Source organism: Rahnella perminowiae, from assembly GCF_019049755.1.
GTDB lineage: Bacteria > Pseudomonadota > Gammaproteobacteria > Enterobacterales > Enterobacteriaceae > Rahnella > Rahnella perminowiae.
Genome location: NZ_JAFMOS010000573.1, coordinates 1 through 21376 on the forward strand (window position 1 = coordinate 1; position 21376 = coordinate 21376).

Sequence of the window (21376 nt, forward strand, 5' to 3'; positions counted from 1 at the left end):
GTACAGTCCGGGCATAACCCGGACTGTACTCAGGACTGGCCGGGGAATATCAGCTGATATCTGCGCCGTTGGTCTCAATCACTTTCTGATACCAGTGGAACGATTTCTTCCTGTAACGGTTCCCCGTCCCGGAAATTTTATCGTCAAGGTCGACATAAATCAGACCGTAGCGTTTGCTCATCTCGCCGGTAGACATACTCACCAGATCGATGCACCCCCACGGGGTATATCCCATCAGTTCCACGCCGTCTTCAATCGCTTCAGCCATCGCTTCAATGTGCCGGCGCAGATAATTGATACGGTAATCATCGGCAATAAAGTGGTTTTCATCCGGTTTATCGACGGCGCCCAGCCCGTTCTCCACAATAAACAGCGGTTTTTCATAACGATCGTACAGCTGATTAAGGGCAATGCGCAGACCAACCGGGTCGATTTCCCAACCCCAGTCACTGGCTTCGAGGAACGGATTGCGCGCGCCGCCGAGCAGATTACCCTGTGCCGAAACCGCGTCCGGACTGGTTTTGTTGATGGTCGAAGACATATAGTAGCTAAAACCAATGTAATCCACCGTATGCTCTTTAATCAGCGCTAAGTCACCCGGCTGAATATCCAGTTCGACACCCTGCGACTGCCACAACCGTTTGGCATAGTAAGGATATTTACCACCGGCCTGCACGTCGGCGCAGTAGAAATTAAACGCCTGAGTCTCTTTCAGGGTTTCCAGCTGATTGACCGGATTACAGTCATAAGCGTAATGGGTGGCAAACAGGATCATGCAACCCATCTGGATTTGCGGGTGGGTTTCGTGGGCTATTTTTACCGCCAGGCTGCTGGCCACAAACTGGTTATGCCACGCCTGGAATTTCGCCTGAGCCTCAAGCGCACCGGTTTTCACCGTCAGCCCCTGGCTCATGATCGGGAAATGCGCCGCGCTGTTAATCTCATTGAAAGTCATCCAGTATTTCACTTTATGACCAAAGCGGGTAAGCACCGTGCGGGCAAAACGCTCAAAGTGACCAATCAGTTCACGGTTTTTCCAGCCACCAAATGCTGTAGCCAGATGGAGCGGCATCTCATAATGGGAAATCGTGATCACCGGTTCGATGCCGTGTGCGATACAGGCATCAATCACCTGCTCATAATGCTGCAGCCCCGCGTCGTTGGGTTCCTGCTCAATACCGTTCGGATAGATGCGGGTCCAGGCGATAGAAAAACGGTAACACCTGAATCCCATCTCTGCGAACAGCGCGATATCTTCCCGGAAGCGATGATAGTGATCGATACCTTTATGATTGGGATACGTATATTTTGCAGGATCAAGGGTAAAGTCAAACTCCGGGGAGGAAACGATGTTTAAACGGTCTTTACCACCCGGGATCGCATCGACAATCGACAGCCCTTTGCCATCCTGATCGTAAGCGCCTTCAACCTGGTTTGCCGCCGTTGCCCCACCCCACATAAAGTCTTGCGGAAACTTACCTTTCATAAAAAACTCCCTGAACGTGTCTGGTTGATCCCTCGGATCATTTAGCAAAGGAGTAATTTACCTGCCAAAAGACGGCTCTGCCAGAAAAGTTACGCCGATGTCCGGACTTTCACGCGTAACCGACCCAGTGATCTAAATCACAGATTTTGCTGCATTAATCGCTCCCGGAACCGCTTATCCCGCGTAATAACCGCTTATCTGCCTCTGTGACCGCTGACCAAGTTTCCCCCCTCCGCGCCCGCGAATTTGGCACCCTATGCAGGCACATAAAACAGGCCCCTGCCTCTCTGAAAGCGATCCTTAATAAAGAAAACAGAGAAGGGTATTTCGTGAGTCCTTTTAAAATAACCGGGTTATTTATGAATAAAAAAACATTATTCAAGCACATACCGTGGATGATTGTTGCCCTCCTCGGTGCCTGCTGTCTGGGCGTGGTTGCCCTGCGGCGGGGTGAACATATCAGCGCTTTGTGGATAGTCGTGGCCTCTGTCTCGGTCTATCTGGTGGCCTATCGCTATTACAGTCTGTATATCGCACAAAAGGTCATGAAACTCGATCCTTCGCGCGCGACGCCCGCAGTGATCAACAATGACGGTCTGAACTATGTGCCGACCAACCGCAACGTGCTGTTTGGCCACCACTTTGCTGCCATCGCCGGAGCCGGTCCTTTGGTCGGTCCGGTGCTCGCTGCACAAATGGGGTATCTGCCGGGCGTGTTGTGGCTGCTGGCCGGCGTGGTTCTGGCCGGTGCGGTGCAGGACTTTATGGTGCTGTTCATCTCTTCACGCCGTAACGGTGCGTCTCTGGGCGAAATGATCAAAGAAGAAATGGGACCGGTGCCGGGCACTATCGCCCTGTTCGGGTGTTTCCTGATCATGATTATTATTCTGGCGGTGCTGGCCTTAATCGTGGTGAAAGCGCTGGCGGAAAGTCCGTGGGGAGTGTTCACCGTCTGTTCCACTGTGCCGATTGCCCTGTTTATGGGCATCTATATGCGCTTTATCCGGCCAGGTCGCGTGGGTGAGATCTCAGTGATTGGCGTTGTTCTGCTGGTCGCGGCAATCTGGTTCGGCGGCGTTATCGCCAGTGATCCTTACTGGGGTCCGGCGCTGACCTTCAAAGACACTACCATTACCTTTACTCTGATTGGTTATGCGTTTATTTCTGCCCTGCTGCCGGTGTGGCTGATCCTGGCGCCGCGCGACTATCTGGCAACGTTCCTGAAAATCGGCGTCATCGTCGGACTGGCGATCGGTATCGTCATTCTCAATCCGGAACTGAAGATGCCGGCCCTGACCCAGTACATTGACGGTACAGGTCCGTTGTGGAAAGGTGCGCTGTTCCCGTTCCTGTTTATTACCATTGCCTGCGGCGCGGTATCGGGTTTCCACGCGCTGATCGCCTCCGGCACCACGCCTAAACTGCTGGCCTGCGAAACAGATGCACGGTTTATCGGTTACGGTGCCATGCTGATGGAATCCTTTGTCGCCGTGATGGCACTGGTGGCAGCATCAATCATCGAACCGGGTCTGTACTTCGCCATGAACACTCCGCCGGCCGGTCTGGGCATTACCATGCCAAACCTGCACGAACTGGGCGGCGATAATGCGCCGATGATCCTGGCGCAGCTGAAAGACGTCACGGCGCATGCTGCGGCCACCGTCAGTTCATGGGGGTTTGTCATCTCGCCTGAGCAGATTATGCAGACGGCGAAGGATATCGGTGAACCCTCAGTGCTGAACCGCGCAGGTGGCGCACCTACGCTTGCCGTCGGGATTGCACATGTGTTCCACAAAATTATGCCGCTGGCCGATATGGGCTTCTGGTATCACTTCGGTATTCTGTTTGAAGCGCTGTTCATCCTGACCGCGCTGGATGCGGGAACGCGTTCCGGACGGTTTATGTTGCAGGATTTGCTGGGTAACTTTATCCCGTTCCTGAAAAAGACCGATTCGCTGGTCGCCGGGATTATCGGTACCGCAGGCTGTGTCGGCCTGTGGGGTTATCTGCTGTATCAGGGCGTGGTCGATCCGCTGGGCGGCGTAAAAAGTCTGTGGCCGCTGTTCGGGATTTCTAACCAGATGCTGGCTGCCGTCGCGCTGATCCTCGCTACCGTCGTGCTGGTGAAAATGAAACGCACGAAATATATCTGGGTCACCCTGCTGCCTGCCATCTGGCTGCTTATTTGCACCACCTGGGCATTGGGGCTGAAACTGTTCAGCACCCATGCACAGATGGAAGGCTTCTTCTACATGGCCGGTCAGTATAAAGAACGCATCAGCGCAGGCGGCGCGAACCTGACTCCGGAGCAAATCAGCAATATGCATCACATTGTGATCAACAACTACACCAACGCCGGGCTGAGTATTCTGTTCCTGATTGTGGTGTACAGCATCATTTTCTACGGTATCCGCGCCTGCCTGCAGGCACGTAAAACAGACAAGCGTACCGATAAGGAAACGCCTTATGTGCCGGTACCGGCGGAAGGAATAAAACTCTCCTCCGGGCATTGATTGTTTTTCTGAAAGCCCCGCAATCCGGGGCTTTTCAGTTTAAATTCAAAGGAGTATGTATGTTTGACAACTTAGGTGCAGCGAAGAAATACCTCGGTCAGGCTGCACGTATGCTGGTGGGCATACCGGATTACGACACCTACGTTCTGCATATGCAGACCAACCACCCGGATACGCCTGCGATGACCTACGAGGAATTTTTCCGCGAGCGCCAGCAGGCACGTTATGGCGGAGACGGTAAAGGCGGAATGCGCTGTTGTTAAGAGGACGCGGTTATGAAGAGGATGTTGTTATGAAGAACAATGAAACCATGACACCGATTGCAGTCACAGTATTAACGGGCTTCCTGGGTGCAGGGAAAACCACGCTTTTACGCCAGATTTTGCATACGCAGCACCAGATGAAAATTGCGGTGATCGAGAATGAATTTAGTGAAATACCGATCGACAACCAGCTGATAGGTGACCGTGCCACACGTATTACCACCCTGTCCAATGGCTGCATCTGCTGTACCCGCTCGGGAGAACTGGAAGCGGCGCTGCTGGATTTACTGGACAGCGTGGATAAAGGCGAGGTGCGGTTTGACCGGCTGATGATTGAATGTACCGGCATGGCCGACCCCGGCCCGATCCTTCAGGCGTTTTTCGCCCATGAGATTATCTGTGAGCGTTACGTGTTAGATGGCGTTATCACGCTGGTGGATGCCGTTCATGCCATGTCGCAGCTGGATCAATTTCCTCTGGCGCAGTCGCAGATTGGTTATGCTGACCGCATCGTGCTGACCAAGACTGATGTGGCCGGTGAATGCCCTGAACTGGCAGAGCGGCTGCAACGAATCAATGCACGTGCACCGGTTTATAGAATGATTCAGGGTGACATCGATCCGGCGCTGCTGTTTGATATCCGCGGGTTTATGCTGGAGGAGAACGTGGTCGCCGCCAGACCGCTGTTCTACCGCGTCGCGCCGGAGCAAAATGCCGTCTCTTCAATTGTCGTGGAGCTGGATTACCCGGTCGCGCTGACGGCGATATCGAAGGTTATGGAAGAACTGCTCGCCGGTTTTGCAGATAACCTGATGCGTTATAAAGGGATGTTATGGATAGCCGATCAGCCATGCCGTCTGTTGTTTCAGGGCGTGCAGCGGCTGTACAGCGCCGACTGGGATCGCGAGTGGCAACCGGACGAAACACCGCACAGTGTGTTAGTTTTCATTGGCATGCAGTTGCCCGAAACCGAAATCCGCGAGGTCTTTGCGCGGCTGCGACCAGCCTGCTTAATCTGACCAATTTGACCTAAAGAAAAGCGGCGGGGTTTACAGCCCCACCGTCTCTTTCAGCGATTTCAGATAGCGGCGGCTGACCGGCACAATCTGACCATCGCGCAATAACAGTTCAGCCTGGTTTTTATCTTCCAGACGGATTTCCTTCAGATAATCCATGTTCACCAGATACTGCCGGTGACAACGTAACAACGGCGTGCGGGTTTCCAGCGTACGCAATGTCAGCTCCGTAAATGTCTCTTTACCGTTCTGCCCGGTGACATACACCCCGCCGACCCGGCTGCTCACATAGGCTACATCTTCCAGCTGTAACAGCCAGATACGGTTGCTGCTGATACAGGGGATAAATTTCAGCGGCTGCTGATATTGCGATAACTGCGAAACGTCCTGCGTCTGATAACCCTGACGTAATCTGGCCAGGGTTTTCTGAAGCCGCGCCGCCTGTATGGGTTTGAGCAGATAATCAAACGCGCACTGTTCAAACGCCTGCACCGCATACTCCTCAAACGCGGTGAGGAAAACAATGTGCGGCCGATGTTGCTGATCGAGCATGCCAACCATTTCCAGCCCGCTGATACGCGGCATCTGAATATCAAGAAATACAATGTCAGGGCGGATTTTATGGATCACACCGATCGCTTCAATGGCATTAGTACACTCGCCGACGATTTCAATGTCGCTTTCATCCTGAAGCTGTAAACGTAAATTTTCCAGCGCCAGTGGCTCATCATCAACAACAAGAACTCTCAACATACCACTCCCCCGGCTGGCAGGCGTAACGTGACGCGGGTAAAATCATCCGGTTTACAGCTGACCGTAATACCGTAATCATCGCCAAAGCGCGCACGCAGCCGCTTATCCACCAGACTCATGCCTAACCCGTCACCGCTTGCTTCCGGCTGATATAACCCGGCATTATCTTCCACTTCAACAATCACTCTTTCCCCCTCGCTGTAAGCACGAATAATAATATTGCCATTGCTCAGCAGCTGAGAAGTCCCATGTTTAATGGCATTTTCCACTAATGGTTGCAGCGTGAAAGCAGGCAGGCTCTGATCAGAAAAGGCCGCCGGCACCTGTAAATCCACCTTCAGCTGTGACGGGAATCTTGCCAGCTCAATTTGCAGATAAGCATTCACATGCTCAAGCTCATCGGCCAGGGTGACAATTTCAGAGGAGCGTTTGAGATTCTTACGAAAGAATGTCGACAGGTACTGCACCAGTTGCCCGGCCTTGTCACTGTCGTGGCGGATTACCGCCATCAGCGTATTGAGGGCGTTAAATAAGAAATGCGGGTTCACCTGTGCATGCAACAGTTTGATTTCAGACTGCGCCAGTAAAGCTTTCTGTTGCTCAAATTTACCGGCGAGGATCTGCGCCGATAACAGTTGGGCAATGCCTTCTCCCAGCGTCCGGTTGATGGAGCTGAACAGCCGGTTGCGGACTTCATACAGTTTGATCGTGCCAATCACCCGCTGATTTTCACCCCGCAGCGGGATCACCAGTGTTGAACCCAGCTTGCAGTTAGGATGCAGCGAACAGCGGTAAGGCATCTCGTTGCCGTCGGCATACACCACTTCATCATTCTCAATGGCGCGCCAGGTATATTGGGAGGCGATGGGTTTGCCCACCAGATGATGATCGTCACCGATACCGGTAAAGGCGAGTAATTTCTCGCGATCGGTAATCGCCACGGCGCCGATATCCAATTCTTTCAGCAGCACCTGTGCCACTTTCATGCTGTTTTCTTCGTTAAAACCGCGCCGCAAAATCCCTTCCGTTGAGGCCGCCACTTTCAGCGCAGTGGCCGAAAATGCCGAGGTATATTTTTCGAACATCGCCCGCTTATCCAGCAGGATGCGCATAAACATCGCGGCCCCGAGAGTATTTGTCACCATCATCGGCGCGGCAATGCTGCTGACCAGATTAAGCGCATCATGAAACGGGCGGGCGATCAGCAGGATAATCAGCATTTGCAGTATTTCTGCGACAAAGGTGACACCGGCCGCGACCAGCGGATTAAATAATTTATCGATGCGTCCACGTTTGATCAACACGCTGTGTACCAGACCGCCTAATAATCCTTCGGCGATGGTTGAAATCATGCAACTCAGCGCGGTCATACCGCCCATCGAATAACGGTGGATCCCGCCGGTCAGCCCCACTAATCCCCCGACCACCGGGCCGCCAAGAAGTCCGCCCATCACTGCACCAATTGCGCGGGTGTTGGCAATAGAGTCTTCGATATGCAGACCAAAGTAGGTTCCCATAATGCAAAAAATGGAAAAGGTGATATAACACAACAACTTATGCGGTAAGCGCACCGTCACCTGCACCAGCGGAATAAATAACCGCGTTTTACTCATCAGCCAGGCAATCACTAAAAACACACACATTTGTTGTAGCAGCAGTAATATTAAATTAAATTCGTACATTCCCGGGCACCCAAAAACTGACAAGCTGGCAATATATCGTGCTTAAAAAAAATTTACCTTGAAGCTACCCGAAGAATAGGAATATTTTTATTGACGAATAAACTTTCATATTCTTTTAAAGGAAATATAAGAAGATTATTTAAAGGTACCGGTCAGGAAACGACAATATTTATTGAGCAGGCACCGCGCCCCGGCGCACATAAGCAAACGGCTCCCTGTCATGGAAGCCGTTATATTACCGGATAACTTATCAGTTCCGCGCCGTCTTTAATGACTACGGCCGGATTGAAAGGGACCGTTTAGCAGGCGACATCCACAATCAGTATGGCTCTCCGCTGGCCGATAATGCAAAGGTGCCCACCGGCATGACGGGCAGATATTTTTTATAATAATCGTGATAGTTTTTCACCGGGTCAATATCCTTGAATAAATCAGGATAAAGGGACTTTGCAATAAACTGTACCATGGTGAAATCGACCAGCGTACGCGATGCACCCTGATAAACCCCGAAGAGTTTGTCGTTTTTAATGGCCGGTAATGAACTCCAGCCGTCACGGTGAGCGAATCCGTTGAGTTTTGCTCTTGCGGCGGCTTCATTAACGCCGATGCCCATTTCTAACGCCGTATCGACTTTATTGTTCTCCCTGCCGGAAATAAAAATGACATCCGGTTTGGCGACCAGCAACTGCTCAGGATTAATTTCGCCCCACTGTTTAACGAAAGGCGCTGCAATATTTTCACCACCTGCGAGACGCAGCATCACGCCCCACATATTTTCGCCGTAGGTAAATGAATACTCGGCCGGACCTTTATTGCCAAACTCAATATAAACTTTTGGCTTAGGCAAATTCGCTTGTCTGATCCTGTCTTCAATCAGCGCGATGTTGTTTTTATAAAGCCGGGCAAGCTCATTCGCGCGGTCGGTCTGGCCGGTTAATGTCCCGATAATCTCCGTGGATTTCACATGATTTTCCACCGTTTGATCATTATAGTCGAGCACAACAACCGGGATATTCAGGCTCTGAAGCTGGGTAACTTCATACTTCAGGGCGGCGTACTGCCAGCTGGCTAAAATGACCACATCCGGTTTCAGGCTAATCACTTTTTCCAGCGACACGTTGTGCAGATCGATTTCGCCAATATCCGGAATGTTGGCGATGGACGGGCGGTGTTTAATATACATATCCCAGTTCGCAGGGACCTTGCCATGCCAGGCTTCACGGGAGATACCGACAATATGATCAAACGCTTGCTCACCGCCGACCGCCATATAGTCTTCAAAATAGAATCCTAATACCGCTCTTTTCACCGGGGTTTCTAAGGTTATTTTATTTCCCAGGACATCAGTCAGTGTGGTGGTTGCGGCACTGGACTGTCCGGTCATCACGACTGACAGCATAAAAAGTAAACCATGAAGTAACTTCATTTAATTCCCTTAGGTATTGTGTGATTATCATCTGCAAGTGAAATTCATTATTATAGAAACCGATTTACTACACGGTTTATTTACCTTAAGTCACTGTAAAAAAAGGCGTGACGCCACACGATTATCGCGGCGGTATATTATACGTTCAGTTGGCTACATCAGTACAGTCACAACTGCGCACTGCCGCGGGCGGGGCAAACAAGATCGGCTGATGTGAGTTTGCGTGATGACCGCTAATATCAATCGGAAAACGCTTCTCAGATGCTGAGCTATAATTAAAATTTACCGATAAGAAGGAGAATTATATGGCTCCAGTCGCGAGTATAGCAGGTGGGATTATATTTATAATCGTTGGCGTTGTGATGTTGTGGCTATTGGTGAAGGCGCATAAAGGCAACGCAGGCAAGAAGTTCTTTACTCCTCACAAATGCATGTTACTCATCGGGACCCTTGTCTCTTTTGTTATTTCCATTGTATTTTTCACCTCTTCTTCCTGATGTCAGCTTAATTTTTGCCGTTAATGCCCCGGTTTTTATCGGGGCATAATAGCCGACAGGCTCCTCTTCTGCCCATCCTCGTCTATCATTATTATTCGTTTGCTAACTGCCTGCTTAATCGCTCAATCTTTTGTGAGGTGAATCGATGCAACGCGATGCATTTATGACAAGCTGGGGGGCGAGTTTCATTTCCGCCGGGACAGTTCTCTTTCGGGTGTGGGCGCCAGGCCAGGACAAAATGACCCTGCGACTTTCCGGCGAAAACAAAGACATGCTGCCGAAGGAAAACGGCTGGTTTGAGTTTGTGGCAACCGGTGTTTCTCCCGGTGAGGAATATCAGTTCATTCTTGCCGACGGACTGCCTATTCCTGATCCCGCCTCGCGCGCGCAGCTTGCGGACGTCAACGGCCCTTCGCTGGTGACCTCGTCATCAGGTTATACATGGCAGAATCTTGACTGGAAAGGCCGTCCGTGGGAAGAAACGGTCATTTACGAGATGCATATCGGGACATTCACGCCCGAAGGCACTTTCAGCGCCGCGCAGGAAAAACTTGCCTGGCTGGCAGAAACCGGCATTACCATGATAGAAGTGCTGCCGCTCTCACAATTTGGTGGTAATCGCGGATGGGGCTATGACGGTGTCTTGCTGTACGCGCCTCACTCCGCTTACGGCTCGCCGGATGATTTCAAAGCCTTTGTCGATGCCGCGCACGGTGTCGGCATCTCCGTGGTACTGGATATTGTGCTTAACCATTTTGGTCCTGAAGGGAATTATCTGCCGCTGCTCGCACCGGATTTTTTCGATCCGCAACGCACAACGGCATGGGGTGCAGGCATCAATTATCGAAATGAAGCGGCCCGATGCTATATTGCGCAAGCGCCCCTGTACTGGCTCAAGGAATACCGGCTGGATGGCCTGCGCTTTGATGCCATCGACCAGATGAAAGACACCTCTTCCCCGCATATTCTGATCGAAATCGCCGAGCGAATTCGCGAAGAGATAACCGACCGCCCGGTGCATCTGACCACTGAGGACAGCCGCAATGTGATCTTTTTGCACCCGCGCAATGCTGATGGCAACGTGCCGCTGTTTACCGCCGAATGGAATGACGATTTCCATAACGCCATCCATGTTCTCAGCACCGGTGAAACGCATGCCTACTATCAGGACTTTGCGCAAAATCCTGAGAGACTGGCAGCACGCGCATTAGCAGAAGGTTTCGCCTATCAGGGTGAAAAATCACCACAAACCGGTGAGCCACGCGGTGCGGTCAGCCGCAGGCAGCCGCCGGTAGCCTTTGTCGATTTCATTCAAAATCACGACCAGATTGGTAATCGTGCACACGGTGACCGGCTGATCACGCTGGCTGGCGCTGAACGTACGCGCGTTCTGCTGGCCGCTTTACTGCTATCCCCGCATATCCCGCTGCTGTTTATGGGCGAAGAATATGGCGAAACCCGCCCGTTCCTGTTCTTTACCGATTTTGAAGGTGAACTGGCGCAGGCAGTTCGCGAGGGCCGCGCCCGGGAATTTGAAGGGCACAGCGATTACGGCAGCGAAACCGTACCCGACCCTAACGCCCTAAGCACCTTCGAAAATTCGAAACTTGACTGGCAAAAACTGACCCATCCCGAAGGCAAAAACGCACTGGCACTGACCCGCAAGCTGCTGGCGTTGCGCCAGAAACATATCGTGCCCTTACTGACACCGGCGAAAGGCGAAGTCGGCCAGATTGTCGGGACTTCAGCCGGTTTTCTCGCGGTTAAATGGGTATTCCCCCGAGGCACACTTTCGCTGGTACTGAATGTCGGTGAAGACACGCACCCGCTTCCTGAACTGCCGGGAGAAACACTTTTTGCCTGGCCGCCGGAAACGGTGACCTCCGTACCCGGCTCCCTTATTGTCCGTCTTGCGCCAGGAGTTTTACCGTGAAAATCCCCACTGCAACTTACCGCATTCAGTTCCGTAACGGACTGAACTTTGACACCGCAACCGGGCTAATCCCCTATTTAAAACAGCTGGGGATCAGCCATTTGTATGCTTCTCCGGTGTTTACGGCAACGTCTGACTCCACCCATGGCTACGATATTATCGACGCCAACGAAATTGATCCGTCGATTGGCGGACGCGAAGGCTTCGACCGTATGGCGCAGGCACTGAAAGCGGCAGGGATCGGACTGATCCTCGATATTGTGCCCAATCATATGGCTGCCTCACCCGAAAATGCCTGGTGGCGTGATGTCATTGAACATGGCGAAAAGAGCCGCTATGCACGCCATTTTGATATCGACTGGTCGCGTCGGCTGACGTTGCCTTTCCTCGGGGATTCTTTTGAGGATGCGCTGCAAAAAGGCGAGATTACGCTCAAGGTTGATCCCCTCACTGGAAAGCCCGCTTTCGACTATTTTGGGACGTATTATCCTGTTGCGCCCGGCACCCTCACGGCAGATAACACAGACGGTCTGAACAAAACAGAACTGGCCGCATTACACGAACGCCAGCCCTACCGGCTGATGTGCTGGCGGGATGCGCCCCGCGAGCTTTCGTACCGGCGCTTTTTTGAGATCACAGGTCTCGCGGGGGTACGTGTAGAAGATGACGTCGTTTTCGATGATACGCACCGGCTGATCCTCGAACTGGTCCACGCGGGAGTGGTCGATGGCCTGCGGGTCGATCATGTGGATGGTCTTGCCGATCCCAAAGCTTATCTTGAACGCCTGCGGGAAAAAGCCGGGCCTGACTGCTATATCACGGTCGAGAAAATTCTGGGCAAAGGCGAGCGCCTGCCACCGGACTGGCCGGTTTCCGGTACGACAGGTTATGAGTTTATTGCCTCGCTTTCGGATGTGCTGGTTAATGATGAGAATATTGCAGTGCTTAGCGAGCTTTACGATAACGTGGTGGGCAAGCCGGTGGACCTGCGCAACGAACTTCGCGCGGCCAAGCTGATGATGGTGGAAAAAAATTTCGAAGGTGAATTCACTGCACTCTGGAAACTGGCTACCGATATTGCCGGGACAGAAGACGCGCCGTATGAAGAAAATGATATCCGCACCGCATTGCGCGAATTACTGATCGCTTTCCCGGTGTACCGCACTTACGGCACACCACGGGGCATGCCTGCGGAAGACGCGGCACTTTTACACAAGATACTGCGTAAGGTCAGCGCCACGATTCTTCCTGTTCAGGCTGAAATTCTCGCGTTTCTGGTGCGTATTCTTTGTGGAGAAACCTCCGCGGCGGCAGCATCGCAGGCCGGTTTATTCCGCACACGTTTCCAGCAACTGACCGGGCCGCTGATGGCTAAATCGGTGGAAGACACGCTTTTTTTCCGTCAGAACATGGAGCTGGCGCTGAACGAAGTGGGCGCGGAACCGTTAATTCGCACCTTCTCCCTCAGCCGCTTCCATACGGAGATGATAAAACGCTGCGAAGAGCAACCGGAAGCGCTTTCCGCAACGTCCACGCATGACACCAAACGGGGTGAAGATGCCCGCGCCAGACTGTTTACGCTGACTGAAGCCCCGCAGGAGTGGGCCGCCTGCGTGAAACGCTGGCACCGGATGAACGAGTCAAAGGTGAGAATACTTCCCGATGGCCCGGCACCACGCCCTGCGCTGACATGGATGCTCTATCAGGCGCTGGCGGGCGCATGGCCGGCTACCCTGGCACCTCAGGATGAACAGGGTTTGCAGGAACTCGACGACCGATTTCAGAGTTTTGTCGAAAAAGCACTGCGTGAAGCCAAGCTGCGCACGAGCTGGGATGACAATAACGAAGACTATGAAAAGGCGGTGCTGGATTACGCGCATCATTTGCTTTCACCGGCAAACCGGCTCTTCCTGCAAGATTTCCATACATCGATCCAGCCATTTATTCAGGCCGGACTGGTGAACAGCCTGACCCAGACGGTGATAAAACTCATGGCACCCGGCGTACCGGATATCTATCAGGGCAGCGAGGCGCTGAATTTCAGTCTTGTTGATCCCGATAACCGCCGTTTGCCGGATTTCACCCGGCTGGAACAGCGGTTAAGGCAGGATGAAAAACCGGCCTGGAACCAGCAGGCATACTGGCTGAACGGCCAGCTGAAACAATACGTCGTGGCAACGCTCGCCGGGCTTCGCCAGCAAAAGCCTGCGTTGTTTCAGCAGGGCGACTATGTTCCGCTCAGTGCAACCGGGAAGCACGCCGAAAACGTTATCGCGTTTGCGCGGGTGAGTAATGACGAGGCCGTCATTATTGCGGCACCGCGTCTGGTACTGGGTTTACCCGCGCGGGGATTCCCGCAGACGGAAATCGTACTGCCGCCCCATCTTGCTTACCGGCCCTACCGGGAGCTGTTCAGCGATAAAGAGATTACGCTAAACAACCAGATAGATATGGCGGTCTGGCCGGGTTTTGCTCCTGTCATCCTGATAGCGTCCGCCTCCTCTTAACGGAGGTGGAACTTCACGTTACCGACAGGTCTATGCGACGGATGCGCGGGAAGGCGTGCCGGGTAACAGAATGATTTTCCGGCAATCTTCCTGCCGTTTTTCGAAGATGTTATAACCTTTCGCGGCATCTTCCAGCGGCATATGATGCGTCACGATTTCTTCCGGTTTCAGTTGTCCGGATTCAATTAACATCAGCAGATCAGGAAGATAGGCATGAACATGCGTCTGCCCCATTTTAAAGGTCAGCCCTTTATCAAAAGCATCGCCAAATAAAAAACCGTGAATAAAGCCCGCGTAGACACCCGGTACGCTGACTATCCCGCCGCGGCGTACCGCAGCAATGCACTGGCGTAACGCTTTCCCGCTGCTGCCTTCAATCTTCAGATTGCTCAAAATGGTTTCGGTAAGGCTGCCTTTGGCTTCAAAACCAACGGCATCGATTACCGCATCAACGCCGCGGTGTCCGGCAGTGTGCTCAATAATCCAGGCTGCCGCATCGTCATTTTCATCGAAATTAATCGGGATCACTCCATACCGCTCCTGAGCAAACGCCAGCCTGTAGGGGTGATGGTCAATCATGAATATCTGTTCAGCGCCCGCCAGCCGGGCGCAGGCTGCGCTTAACAACCCCACCGGCCCCGCACCGAAAATCGCCACACTCGAACCGGGCATCAGTCCGGCATTTTTAACCGCCTGCCAGGCAGTGGGTAATATATCTGATAAAAACAGCACCTTTTCATCGGCTAATCCGTCCGGGACTTTAAAAGGCCCGGCATTCGCTTTTGGCACCCGCACATATTCAGCCTGCCCGCCCGGAATTCCGCCGTACAGGTCGCTATAGCCAAACAGCGCCGCCGGGGGGGTGATGTTTTTGGGGTTAAGCGCCGCACCTTTGTTGGGGTTAGTGGTTTCACAGGCGGCATACTGGTTGAGTTTGCAGAAAAAACATTCTCCGCAGGCAATAACAAAAGGAATAACGACGCGGTCACCTTTAGCGACGGCAGTAACATCCGCTCCGGCTTCCACCACTTCACCCATAAATTCATGACCAAATATATCGCCATGGTGGGTGCCCGGTATTTTCCCGTGGTAGAGATGCAGGTCAGAACCACATATTGCCGTTGCCGTCACTCTCAGGATGATATCATCGCTGGCCTGAAGTACCGGGTCAGGCATGTTATCAACGCTGACCTTGTACGGGCCGTGATAAGTCAATGCTCTCATGATTAATTTTCCTTTCAGGTCTTATTCAGACCGGTTAAGAGAATAGTAAATAATGATCACTGAGAGTATTCAGTCTAGCCCACCCTTATAGAGTGTCAAAAATACGCTATATTTCTCACCTGGAAATATGCAGGTTTAAGCACAGGAATTTTAATATTGAAATTAAAGGCTAATACTCAAGCATTGAGAATAATCCTAATTTTGACTTATTTACATCATCAAGACTAAGCTAATCAAAGAAGTGTTCCCCCTGCGAAAGTTTCAGGATGCAAACAGGGCAACATGGCAGAGGAAAGCCGGCTTTCTACCTGACACGATGATCTTCGACATGTCGTCATGTATGACAAAACCACGGGAACAGACACACTAATTTAACGCAACCTCTTCACCAGAGAAAAGCGACATGGACAAAGATGATCAACATCAGTTTGAACAAAGGACCACGCCTGTAGAAGAAAACATTAAATGGATCAAAACCGCTTGGCGGCTTGAGCGCATTGGTTTTTTTCTGCTGGGTTTGTTTATTCTTTATGCCTTGCTGGGAGGGTTTTCTCAGGGCTGGCTGAGCGATTCACTCTACCAAAACGATCCGACCTCGACACAAATCACTTATGAAAAATACCTGCGCAGCGACACCGAGTCACCGCTGATTATTGCCTATCCCGTTAAGCAAGAGAAAAGCGATCATATTACCCTCAGTGGAAAATTCGTGAATGAATATGACATTATTAACGTCAGCCCCGAAAGTGCCGTGATACACCGTAGCCCCGGCACGATGATCATCTACCCGAACAACCCCGGCGTTGCGAATAAAGGTAGCGTGCAACTCACACTTAAACCAAGGGAATTTGGGATCTATACGCTCTCTGTAACGGCAAATAATAACTCGCCTTTTATCTTCAAACAGATTGTTTTTCCTTAGGGGGTCAAAATGGAAAATGTCCTCAGAGCAGCCATTATGTATGTTTTCCTGTTTATTATTTTTAAAATTTCAGGACGCAAGACACTGCTCGAAATGACTATTTTTGATTTTATACTGGTGCTGATTATCAGTGAGGCTACACAACAGGCCTTGCTTGGGGAAGACTTCTCCATTACGGGCGCGATGATCACTATCGGAACACTGATTTTCATCGATAAAGGTTTAGGAATTCTGGAAAACAAAATTCCTAAACTTGATTTATGGCTTAATGGCTCTCCTATTATCCTCATCGAGAATGGCAAAGTCCTCGATCAGCGACTGCGTAAATGCTCCCTTTCCGAAGATGAAATCCTGGTAGTGGCTCGCCAGCAGGAAGGGATAGTTAACCTCAACGAGATTAAATTCGCCATCTTAGAAAACAACGGGAAAATATCGATTATCCCTTATAAAGAATAAGGCACCGGGAAATGAGGTGCGTTTGCAGTAACCCGGTGTTCCCGTTGATCAAGCCCGTTTTTCTTCACGGGTGACGTCCAGTCTGCCGTTTTCAGGTTCAGCTTGCGTTCTGACAATCATATTCGGCAATGCCATTTCGATCCCGTGTTCGATCAGCTTTTCAATAATGCGGATATTAATTTCCTGCTGGATATCCATGTATTTATTATAATCGGCAGTATTGACGATATGGACCACTTCGATATTCAGGCGATCGGTACCAAAACCAAGCAAATGCGCACGGTCAAACTTGGTTTCGCCGATATCGATAATAATTTCCTTTACCAGATCACCAATAATGCGCAGCTTTTCCGGCGGCGTATTAATCGCGATGCCAAAATTGAAAACAATACGCCGGGTTTGCATGCGTTTGTAATTATGCAGCGTTTGCTGGAGCAGAATAGCATTGCCGCAAACGATCTGTTCCCCGCTCAGGCTGCGTATCCGCGTCGTTTTAAGACCGATATGTTCGACAGTACCGGCAACATCATTAAAAACGACAAAATCTCCAATTTCGAAAGGCTTATCAAAACCGATAGATAAGGAAGCGAATACATCACTGAGAATGGTCTGGATCGCCAACGCGATAGCGATACCGCCCACGCCCAGGCTGGCGACAAGCGCGGTAATATTCACGCCCACATTCGCCAATATCGACAGCAACATCACTGACCACACTACCGCGCGGAAAATCAGCCCGGTGATCACCAGCGTTACCGGATTTTTGTTCATCCCGGGCTGACGCATAATATGACGTAACCACGAGACAACGGCCTGATCCAACCACAGTGCCATCTGGAACGCCAGCACCAGGAACCATGCATGACTGATGGTGTTGTAGAGATTATCGGGCAGATTAACAAACCGCAGGCTGAACAAAAAAGCAGCAACGAAAAGCAGTAAATTGCTCGTCCGGTTGAGGATCTCGCCCAGAATAAAACGGATACGGTGGCTGGCCGCATTGACCTCACCCCAGCGTTTTATGCCTTTGCGCAAGAATGACACCAGCCAGCTCAGCAGCCAGTACGTGACAAGCGTGACCACGCACATCGTCGCGACGCCGGTCCAGAACACCGGTGTCATCACCAGCGCGATAAAATCGAAATGTGATAAAAACTTCATCTTCCCTCCCGGAATTAATCACAAACCTTCAGTATAGAAAACGGGTCAGCATAGAACCAGGAATAGGAAAGTTCGGCAAAAACCGGGGGTGACGGTAAAGGAAAAACGTTGCTGATGTCTTACGTTATCGGTATTTATATTATATTCAGTCCGGTTTACTATGATTTCTGGCGTGAGTCCGATGTCCTGAAAAACGTTCAACTGAGGTGCTTATTATGAAAAGAGCTTTAGTGATTGGTTATATGTCGTTCGTTTCAATTGCATTGGTTACCGCGCTGATAATCGGTGCCCGAAACGGATAACGCAGGTGCTGTAGGATGCATAGGATGAGGCTAAAAAGCGTTCTGACTTCCAGAAATATGTGCTCTTTGTGGCTCTTTTTTGACGATGACTTGAATTACAGGCGGGTCTGGGATTACTCTTAGATCAGCTGACGAAAGAGCAGCAGACCATAAGCACCATACCCTTAAATAGCCCACCCATGCGGTGGGTTCTTTTTTGCCTGTCATTCCGCATTAAGAATTATCTTAGTTACGACATCTGTCAGACGTAAAAAAACCGGTGACACTTTCATATCACCGGTTTTTGCTGCGGGTTAACGCAAAATGAACCTTATGCGTTCAGTATGTCCTGTGCGGTTTTCTCAACCAGCGCCAGCAGCACTTTCACATCTTCCAGCGTGACCGTCGGGTTCAGCAAAGTCAGTTTCAGGCAGGTGACGCCGTTATGCTCGGTTACCCCCACGTTCGCACGGCCGGATTCCAGCAACGCATCCCCGATTTTCTGGTTCAGCAATGCGATTGCCGCATCGCTGCTGCCCGCAAGTGTCTGCGGACGATAACGGAACAGAACGCTCGCCAGCTGTGGCTTCATCACCAGTTCCAGCGCAGCTTCAGACGTCACGTATTGCGCGACTTCCTGCGCCAGTGACACACCGTGATCGATGATCGCAGCGTACTGCTTCTGCCCTAATGCTTCGAGCCCCATCCACAGTTTCAGCGCATCGAAGCGACGGGTGGTTTGCAGAGATTTGGATACCAGATTCGGTACACCAGCTGCTTCGTCAAATTCAGAATTCAGGTAAGCCGCCTGATATCGCATCAGCTCATAATGACGCTCTTCTTTAAGCAGGAATGCACCACAACTGATGGTCTGGAAGAACTGCTTGTGGAAGTCCAGCGTGATGGAATCCACCAACTCGATGCCGTCCAGATAGTCGCGGTATTTTTCGGACAGCAATAACGCACCGCCCCATGCCGCATCCACATGCACCCAAATCTGATGCGCTGCCGCCAGTTCAGCAATAGCACGCAGCGGGTCGATAGCACCCGCGTCAGTGGTCCCGGCGGTTGCCACAATGGCCAGGATCTGATCGCCATTAGCTTGTGCCTGTACCACTTTTTCGCGCAAATCGTTGAGATCCATACGGGCAAACTCATCGGTTTTCACCAGCGTAACGCACTGATAGCCCAGACCGAGCAATGCCATGTTCTTCTGCACGGAGAAATGCGCGTTTTCAGAACATAACACTTTAATTTTACGCAGATTGCCCACCAGGCCATCCTGCTGAATGGAATGCCCCTGACGTGCAAAGAAGGCGTCACGTGCCAGCATCAGGCCCATCAGATTGCTCTGAGTACCGCCGCTGGTGAACACGCCTGCGTCGCCAGCCTGATAGCCCACCTGCGTACGCAGCCATTCGATCAGCTTCATCTCAATGATGGTCGCTGACGGGCTTTGATCCCAGGAGTCCATGCTCTGGTTGGTGGCGTTGATCAGCACTTCCGCAGCCTGGCTGACCACCAGGCTCGGGCAATGCAGATGCGCAACACATTGCGGATGATGCACAGACAAACTGTCTTTCAAAAAATACTCAATCGCACGTTCAATCGCGGCCTGATTACCCAGACCGTTTGGATTGAAGTCCAGCTTGATACGTTCACGCAGCTCAGCAACGGTTTTGCCCTGATACATTTCAGGTTGTTGCAGCCACTGCACAACCGCTTCACTGCTCTGTGCAATGGCCTGCTGGTAGGCTTCAGTGCTTTGCGCTGAGCCTGCCAGAATCGGGTTTAACTCGGACATCAGGATCTCTTACTCCGCTCAGGCAGGTTTGACGCCAGCCGCTAACAGCGCCTGCTCAAACTTGTCGAGGAAAATACCCAGCTCATCGTTAGTGATCAGCAGGGAAGGCAACAGGCGCAGCACGCAACCATTACGGCCGCCGCGTTCGAGGATCAGACCAGCTTCGAAACATTTTTTCTGCAACAATGCAGACAATTCGCCGTCAGCCGGGTAGCAACCCATGTGATCCTGCGCTTCGTTTGGTTTGACGATTTCGATACCAATCATCAGGCCCAGACCGCGTACGTGACCTATCACCGGATAACGTTTCTGCATGTCAGCCAGTTTGCCTTTCAGCCACTCGCCCTGTGCAGCCACTTTCCCGGCAATATCTTGTTCTTTAAGAATTTTCAGCGTGGTCAGGCCGGTGGCCATCGCCAACTGGTTACCGCGGAAGGTGCCGGTGTGGTGACCCGGTGCCCAGGCATCGAACTCTTTCCTGATACCCAGCACGGCCAGTGGCAAACCGCCGCCGACCGCTTTAGACATCACAATGATATCCGGCTCAATGCCCGCGTGTTCGAACGCAAACTGTTTACCGGTACGGCAGAAACCGGCCTGAACTTCGTCGAGGATCAGCAGAATGCCGTGTTCCTGAGTCACTTTACGGATGCGCTGCAACCACTCAGCCGGAGCCGGGTTCACGCCGCCTTCACCCTGAACCGCTTCCAGAATGACAGCCGCAGGTTTGCGAACGCCGCTCTCAACGTCGTTGATCAGGTTTTCGAAGTAATAGGTTAAGGCTTTAACGCCAGCGTCACCGCCAATACCCAGCGGGCAGCGGTACTGATGCGGATAAGGCATAAATTGCACTTCCGGCATCATGCCGTTAACCGCTTCTTTCGGAGACAGGTTACCGGTCACTGCCAGCGTGGCATGAGTCATACCGTGGTAGCCACCCGAGAAACTGATAATGCCGCTACGGCCGGTGACTTTTTTAGCCAGTTTCATGGCAGCTTCAACCGCGTCCGCGCCTGAAGGACCGGTGAACTGCAGGCAATACGCTTTGCCCTGTTGTGGCAATAAAGAAAGCAGGTATTCAGAGAACTGATCTTTCAACGGGGTTGTCAGATCCAGTGTATGTAACGGCAAGCCGCTGGTAATGACATTTTGGATGCTTTGCAGCACGTCCGGATGATTATGTCCAAGAGCAAGCGTACCCGCGCCAGCCAGGCAATCAAGATATTGATTATTCTCAACATCAGTGATCCAAACGCCATTGGCCTTCGCAATTGCCAGAGGCAATTTACGTGGATAGCTCCGAACATTCGATTCAAATTCAGCTTGTCTCGCCAAATAGGTTTCATTGTTTCCGTTTAATGAATTCGCACCTAAACTGTCAATACGGACTTTATCCGTCATCATATCTCTCCTACAACCGTGGGTTATTAGAACGCCACAATTGAATAAATT

15 protein-coding genes are annotated in these 21376 nt (G+C 51.6%); 7 read left to right on the forward strand and 8 right to left on the reverse strand.

Annotated features, from left to right (window positions below):
- Nucleotides 1–49: 49 nt before the first annotated feature.
- The gene (locus J1785_RS15570; protein WP_129990970.1) at nt 50–1486 is read right to left on the reverse strand and encodes a glycoside hydrolase family 1 protein; all 1437 of its coding nucleotides are present in this window, start codon (nt 1484–1486) and stop codon (nt 50–52) included.
- A gap of 359 nt (nt 1487–1845) precedes the next feature.
- On the opposite strand from J1785_RS15570, the gene J1785_RS15575 reads away from it, so the two are divergent.
- Genes J1785_RS15575 through yjiA form a run of 3 tightly spaced genes read left to right on the forward strand, consistent with a single transcriptional unit; the run spans nt 1846 to nt 5281 of the window.
- Nucleotides 1846–3999, forward strand: a complete 2154-nt coding sequence (locus J1785_RS15575; RefSeq protein WP_217219792.1) for a carbon starvation CstA family protein — start codon at nt 1846–1848, stop codon at nt 3997–3999.
- Nucleotides 4000–4058: 59 nt separating this feature from the next.
- Entirely contained in the window at nt 4059–4262 is a 204-nt protein-coding gene (locus J1785_RS15580; RefSeq protein WP_129953656.1) for a YbdD/YjiX family protein, read from the forward strand.
- Nucleotides 4263–4309: 47 nt separating this feature from the next.
- Nucleotides 4310–5281, forward strand: coding sequence for a GTPase (gene yjiA / locus J1785_RS15585; protein ID WP_129953657.1), 972 nt, complete (start codon nt 4310–4312; stop codon nt 5279–5281).
- Between the two features lie 30 nt (nt 5282–5311).
- Here the strand turns inward: yjiA and btsR are convergent, their stop codons facing one another.
- The 3 genes from btsR to J1785_RS15600 form a co-directional block, all read right to left on the reverse strand.
- Nucleotides 5312–6031: a two-component system response regulator BtsR gene (gene btsR, locus J1785_RS15590; RefSeq protein ID WP_217219799.1), complete on the reverse strand. Its 720-nt coding sequence runs from the start codon at nt 6029–6031 to the stop codon at nt 5312–5314.
- Nucleotides 6025–7713, reverse strand: a complete 1689-nt coding sequence (locus J1785_RS15595; protein WP_129990967.1) for a sensor histidine kinase — start codon at nt 7711–7713, stop codon at nt 6025–6027. The genes btsR and J1785_RS15595 overlap by 7 nt, the downstream gene beginning before the upstream one ends.
- Before the next feature lie 319 nt (nt 7714–8032).
- The gene (locus J1785_RS15600; protein WP_129953660.1) at nt 8033–9139 is read right to left on the reverse strand and encodes an ABC transporter substrate-binding protein; all 1107 of its coding nucleotides are present in this window, start codon (nt 9137–9139) and stop codon (nt 8033–8035) included.
- Nucleotides 9140–9781: 642 nt separating this feature from the next.
- Here J1785_RS15600 and treZ point away from each other — a divergent pair.
- Both treZ and treY read left to right on the forward strand, forming a co-directional pair.
- Entirely contained in the window at nt 9782–11569 is a 1788-nt protein-coding gene (gene treZ, locus J1785_RS15605) for a malto-oligosyltrehalose trehalohydrolase (RefSeq protein ID WP_217219801.1), read from the forward strand.
- Nucleotides 11566–14076 carry a malto-oligosyltrehalose synthase gene (gene treY / locus J1785_RS15610; RefSeq protein ID WP_217219802.1) on the forward strand — a complete coding sequence of 837 codons (2511 nt, stop codon included), beginning with the start codon at nt 11566–11568 and terminating at the stop codon, nt 14074–14076. Before treZ ends, treY begins: the two co-directional genes overlap by 4 nt.
- A gap of 30 nt (nt 14077–14106) precedes the next feature.
- On the opposite strand, the gene J1785_RS15615 is transcribed toward treY, so the two are convergent.
- The gene (locus J1785_RS15615; protein WP_129953664.1) at nt 14107–15300 is read right to left on the reverse strand and encodes a zinc-dependent alcohol dehydrogenase; all 1194 of its coding nucleotides are present in this window, start codon (nt 15298–15300) and stop codon (nt 14107–14109) included.
- Nucleotides 15301–15703: 403 nt separating this feature from the next.
- On the opposite strand from J1785_RS15615, the gene J1785_RS15620 reads away from it, so the two are divergent.
- Both J1785_RS15620 and J1785_RS15625 read left to right on the forward strand, forming a co-directional pair.
- Nucleotides 15704–16222, forward strand: a complete 519-nt coding sequence (locus J1785_RS15620; protein WP_217219804.1) for a hypothetical protein — start codon at nt 15704–15706, stop codon at nt 16220–16222.
- A gap of 9 nt (nt 16223–16231) precedes the next feature.
- Nucleotides 16232–16678 carry a DUF421 domain-containing protein gene (locus tag J1785_RS15625; protein ID WP_129953666.1) on the forward strand — a complete coding sequence of 149 codons (447 nt, stop codon included), beginning with the start codon at nt 16232–16234 and terminating at the stop codon, nt 16676–16678.
- Nucleotides 16679–16726: 48 nt separating this feature from the next.
- On the opposite strand, the gene J1785_RS15630 is transcribed toward J1785_RS15625, so the two are convergent.
- The 3 genes from J1785_RS15630 to J1785_RS15640 all read right to left on the reverse strand — a co-directional run bounded on the left by J1785_RS15630 (nt 16727) and on the right by J1785_RS15640 (nt 21328).
- Nucleotides 16727–17839 carry a mechanosensitive ion channel family protein gene (locus J1785_RS15630; protein WP_217158787.1) on the reverse strand — a complete coding sequence of 371 codons (1113 nt, stop codon included), beginning with the start codon at nt 17837–17839 and terminating at the stop codon, nt 16727–16729.
- Nucleotides 17840–18451: 612 nt separating this feature from the next.
- Nucleotides 18452–19924, reverse strand: coding sequence for a pyridoxal phosphate-dependent decarboxylase family protein (locus J1785_RS15635; RefSeq protein WP_217219806.1), 1473 nt, complete (start codon nt 19922–19924; stop codon nt 18452–18454).
- Nucleotides 19925–19942: 18 nt separating this feature from the next.
- A complete protein-coding gene (locus J1785_RS15640) occupies nt 19943–21328 on the reverse strand; it encodes a diaminobutyrate--2-oxoglutarate transaminase (protein WP_129953670.1) in 1386 nt (461 codons plus the stop codon).
- Nucleotides 21329–21376 lie beyond the last annotated feature (48 nt).